General features: G+C 62.7%; 3 protein-coding genes and 1 other RNA gene. 3 read left to right on the top strand and 1 reads right to left on the bottom strand.

What is annotated here, in order from left to right:
• Positions 1-34: 34 nt before the first annotated feature.
• Complete coding sequence (gene glf / locus B3C64_RS06770; RefSeq protein ID WP_291534617.1) at positions 35-1,213, bottom strand: UDP-galactopyranose mutase; 1,179 nt, start codon at positions 1,211-1,213, stop codon at positions 35-37.
• Between the two features lie 407 nt (positions 1,214-1,620).
• Here glf and ffs point away from each other — a divergent pair.
• The 3 genes from ffs to topA form a co-directional block, all read left to right on the top strand.
• An RNA gene (gene ffs / locus B3C64_RS06765) (signal recognition particle sRNA small type) lies at positions 1,621-1,711 on the top strand.
• 58 nt (positions 1,712-1,769) lie between these two features.
• Positions 1,770-2,852: a phosphatase PAP2 family protein gene (locus B3C64_RS06760; protein WP_414632178.1), complete on the top strand. Its 1,083-nt coding sequence runs from the start codon at positions 1,770-1,772 to the stop codon at positions 2,850-2,852.
• 145 nt (positions 2,853-2,997) lie between these two features.
• Positions 2,998-4,387: type I DNA topoisomerase (gene topA, locus B3C64_RS06755; protein ID WP_291534616.1), on the top strand; the 1,390-nt coding region annotated here is incomplete at its 3' end.

The raw sequence follows: 4,387 nt of genomic DNA, 5'->3' as shown, positions 1-4,387 counted from the left end.
ACCACACGAGGGGGTTATGGATGCGGGATGCCGCTTACTTCTTGAGCAGCGGTTCGACCTGTTCCTCGTACGCGGTCAACGCGGTGTCGATCACCTGGTGCATGTCGTAGTACTTGTACGTGCCCAGACGGCCGCCGAACACCGTGTTCGGCTCGGCCGCGGCCAGCGCCTCGTACTTGGCGTACAGCTCCTTGTCGGCCTCCGTGTTGATCGGGTAGTACGGCTCGTCGCCGCGCTCCGCGAAACGGCTGTACTCCTCCCACACCACGGTCCTGTCCGGGTTCTGCGACGCGCGGCGCTCCGGGTTGAAGTTCTTGAACTCGATCGCGCGGGTGTACGGCACGTCCGCGTCGGAGAAGTTCATCACCGGGCAGCCGAAGTGGTCGCCCTCGTCGTAGCGCACCTCCTTGAAGTCCACCGTGCGCCACTTGAGCTCGCCGAGCGAGTAGTCGAAGTAGCGGTCCACCGGGCCCGTGTACACGACCGGCACGCCCGCGGCGGCCAGCGCCTTCCTGTTGTACGGCTGGGACCCGTCGAAGAAGTCGGTCTTCAGCGTCACATGGATGCGCGGATCGTCGATCATGCGCTCCATCCACCTGGTGTAGCCGTCCGTGGGCAGTCCCTCCCAGGTGTCCTTGAAGTAGCGGTTGTCGTAGTTGAAGCGCACCGGCAGGCGCTTGATGATGCCCGCGGGCAGGTCCTTCGGGTCGGTCTGCCACTGCTTGCCCGTGTAGTTCTTGATGAACGCCTCGTACAGCGGGCGGCCGATCAGCGAGATGCCCTTGTCGTTGAGGTTCTGCGGGTCCGTGCCGGCCAGCTCGCCGGCCTGTTCGGCGATCAGGGCCTTCGCCTCGGCGGGCGTGTACCGGGCGTGGAAGAACTGGTTGATGGTGCCCAGGTTGATCGGCAGCGGGTAGACCTCGCCGTCGTGCGTCGCGTACACGCGGTGCACGTACGGGGTGAACGACGTGAAGCGGTTCACGTAGTCCCACACGCGTTCGTTGGACGTGTGGAACAGGTGGGCGCCGTACTTGTGGATCTCCGCGCCGGTCTCCTCGTCCATGTACGAGTACGCGTTGCCGCCGATGTGGTCGCGCACGTCGATGATCTCGACCCTCGCGCCGAGGCGCTCGACGGCCTGCTGGGCCACGGTCAGGCCGAACAGGCCCGCGCCCACGACCACGAGATCGGGATACTCCACCGATTCAGTCATAAGAAACAACCTTCCAGACAATCAGACAAACACACAGTGAACGTGTGCGATTCCTCATATAGTGTACTCGTGTGCGGTCCACCTTGCTCGGAATCGCATGAGGCACCAAATGTCGATGCGGTCGCATGGTCGCCGTCATGCTCCACGGAATTGTATGGGGGATATTCGGCTGCGGTGGCCATGCGACGAATGCGCCAGCATTGTTCGGAATCACATGGTGCGCATAGGAGTGTGCCGAGATGTGCGGCAATGCATCGAACCCGAGATGTTTCGGCGGGCGGCCGCTCCATCTCCTAGTCGGAAGACGGAATAGGGCTATGGCGCGATGCGTGTTCTGTGCGGGCGTCAAGTTCTTCGATTGATCCCGGGCGCTGCCGGCATGGTCAGGGCATGGTGTACACTGGTTCTTGCCTCCGCGTGGCGGTACGTCACCCAACTCCCCCAGGGCAGGAATGCAGCAAGGGTAAGTGGCCTCTTCCGGGTACGTGGAGGTTTTTCATATCTTCTGGTTCCCGCGGCGCCGTGCCGTATGGCCGTTGCCGTATCCTCGGGGAATATGACCAACGAATTCAAGCCACTTATTCGAGATCCTCACCAGTCAGTGAACATGCTGCAACAGCCTGATTTGGCGGAATCGTTGGAAACATTGTCATTCCCCAGCGACGACCAGATCGAGCAGGCTCTTCCCCAGGAGGAGGTGAGCCGAGGACTTGCCGGCGTCGATCCGATGACCCGGCATCCGCGTGTTTCCAGCGTCGTGTTGTGCGTGGTGTTCGGCGCGCTGCTGCTTCTCGCCTCGGCGGGCGTCTGGTGGCTGGGTGTGCGCACTTTGGAAGGCCAGAGCTATGAGGACATCGTCTGGTCGAAATTCGACGCGGCGCTGCCGGGGTGGCTGGAGCCGATCGTGCACATCTTCACGATTTCCGGGGTGGTGATCGCGCTCAGCGTGCTGATGGCATTGGCCGCGCTTGCCTGCCTGATCGTGCGCAGACGTTGGATCCTTATCGCGCAGATGGCCGTATTCGGCGTGGTCTGTTTCGCCGCGGCCGAATTGCTGAAGCCTTTGCTGCCGCGTCCGTATCTGATTAACATCGCTTCGAATCCCAGCAATTCCGCGCCATCCGGTCACGCCATCCTCGCCGCTGCGGCGAGCGTGATATTGCTGTGCTCCGTGCCGCGCGTGCTGCGTGCGCCGGTCGCGGTGATTGGTTGGCTGTACACCTCGCTGGTGGGATTGTCGGTGATCGCCGGGCAGTGGCACCGTCCGACCGACGTGTTCATGGCGTTGCTGATCGTCGGTGGCTTGGCGCTACTGGCGCTCGCCGCCACGTACGCCAATGGCATGGACGCGCTTGGCACGCGCGTTTCCTCGCCCGGCGTGCAGATCGTCGGCAGTGTGATGCTCACGTTCGGTGTGCTCGGCACGTTGTACGGCGCGTACATCGTATGGCAGATCGAGCCGGGATTGACGATGAGCGCGCAGTGGACGAATTCCGGGGCGCACGCCTCCACAGTGGTGCTCACGGTGGCGTTGTCCGCGCTGACGTTCGGATTGACGCTGGTCATGCGTCAGCTGACCGCGTCGCCGTTGACGAAGCTCGGGTTGGTGGGCGCGCCGCCCGAGCCGCCGAAGGCCTGACCGACGCGTGGCATGATTCGTCTATATCGATTCATGCCACGGTTCCATCGCGGTTCAAGGTCGGTCACGCCACACGGCTGGTTTGCCATTCTTGCCCGGTCCATGAGTATTATTGCGTTGCAAACGCTAGTAATAAGGAGTGGCTATGGCTACCGGCAGCAAGCTCGTTATTGTGGAGTCTCCCACCAAGGCCAAGAAAATAGGCGGATATCTGGGCTCTGAATACACGGTCATGGCATCGGTGGGCCATATCCGCGATCTTGCGCAGCCCAGCCAGGTGCCGTCCTCCGACAAGGCGAAATACGGCAAGTTCGGCGTTGACATCGAAGATGGATTCAAACCGTATTACATCGTCGGCTCGAACAAGAAGAAAACCGTTTCCGAATTGAGGGACGCGTTGAAGCATGCCGACACGTTGTACCTCGCGACCGATGAGGATCGCGAAGGAGAGGCCATCGCCTGGCACTTGGTGCAGACGCTGAAGCCGAAGGTGCCGATCAAGCGCATGGTGTTCCATGAGATCACCCCGGAGGCCATCAAGGCCTCATTGCACAACACGCGCGATGTGGATGGCGCTTTGGTCGACGCCCAGGAAACGCGTCGTATTCTGGACCGTTTGTATGGTTACGAGCTTTCCCCGGTGCTGTGGCGCAAGGTGGGGCCGGGGCTTTCCGCTGGACGCGTGCAGTCCGTCGCCACCCGTCTGATCGTCGAGCGCGAGCGTGAGCGCATGGCGTTCGTGCGCGCCCCGTATTGGGATGCGACCGCCACGTTGCAGGCGCCGGACGCGGACGGCGAGAACACCCTGTTCGACGCGCGCATGGTGTCGCTGGCGGGGCGTCGTCTGGCTGGTTCCAAGGATTACGGTTCGGACGGCAAGCTGACTGCGGCGGCGGTGAAGGACCACGTCGTCCAGCTGGATGCGGTTCGGGCCGACACCATCGCGAAATCGTTGGAATCCGCGCCGTTCACCGTCGCCTCCATGGAGACGAAGCCGTATCGCCGTCGTGCGCTTCCCCCGTTCACCACATCGACGTTGCAACAGACCGCGGGCAACCGTCTCGGCATGAGTTCGCGGCAGACCATGCGTGCCGCGCAGGGGCTGTACGAGAATGGTTTCATCACCTATATGCGTACCGATTCGGTGACGCTTTCCCAAGAGGCGATCAAGGCCGCGCGCGAATCCGTCGTGAAGCATTTCGGCGAGCGGTACCTTTCCGACAAGCCCAAGCAGTATGCGACGAAGGTGGCGGGCGCGCAGGAGGCGCACGAATGCATCAGGCCCGCCGGCGCGCACTTCCGCGATCCCGACGAGATCGCCGCCAAGGTTCCGGCGGACCAGCTGAAGCTGTATACGCTGATCTGGCGTCGCACGCTCGCCTGCCAGATGGCCGATGCGGAAGGCTCCACCGCGACCGTGCGTCTGAGCGCGCCGACCGCCGCGGACGGCGAGGCGATGTTCCAGGCATCCGGCACGGTCATCAGCTTCCCGGGATTCATGAAGGCCACGGGCGAGATGCGCCATACCGCGCACG

The organism is Bifidobacterium sp. UBA6881 (genome assembly GCA_002451435.1).
GTDB lineage: Bacteria > Actinomycetota > Actinomycetes > Actinomycetales > Bifidobacteriaceae > Bifidobacterium.
The sequence above is the reverse complement of the archived record's forward strand: the minus strand, read 5'-3'. Positions and strand labels throughout refer to the sequence as shown.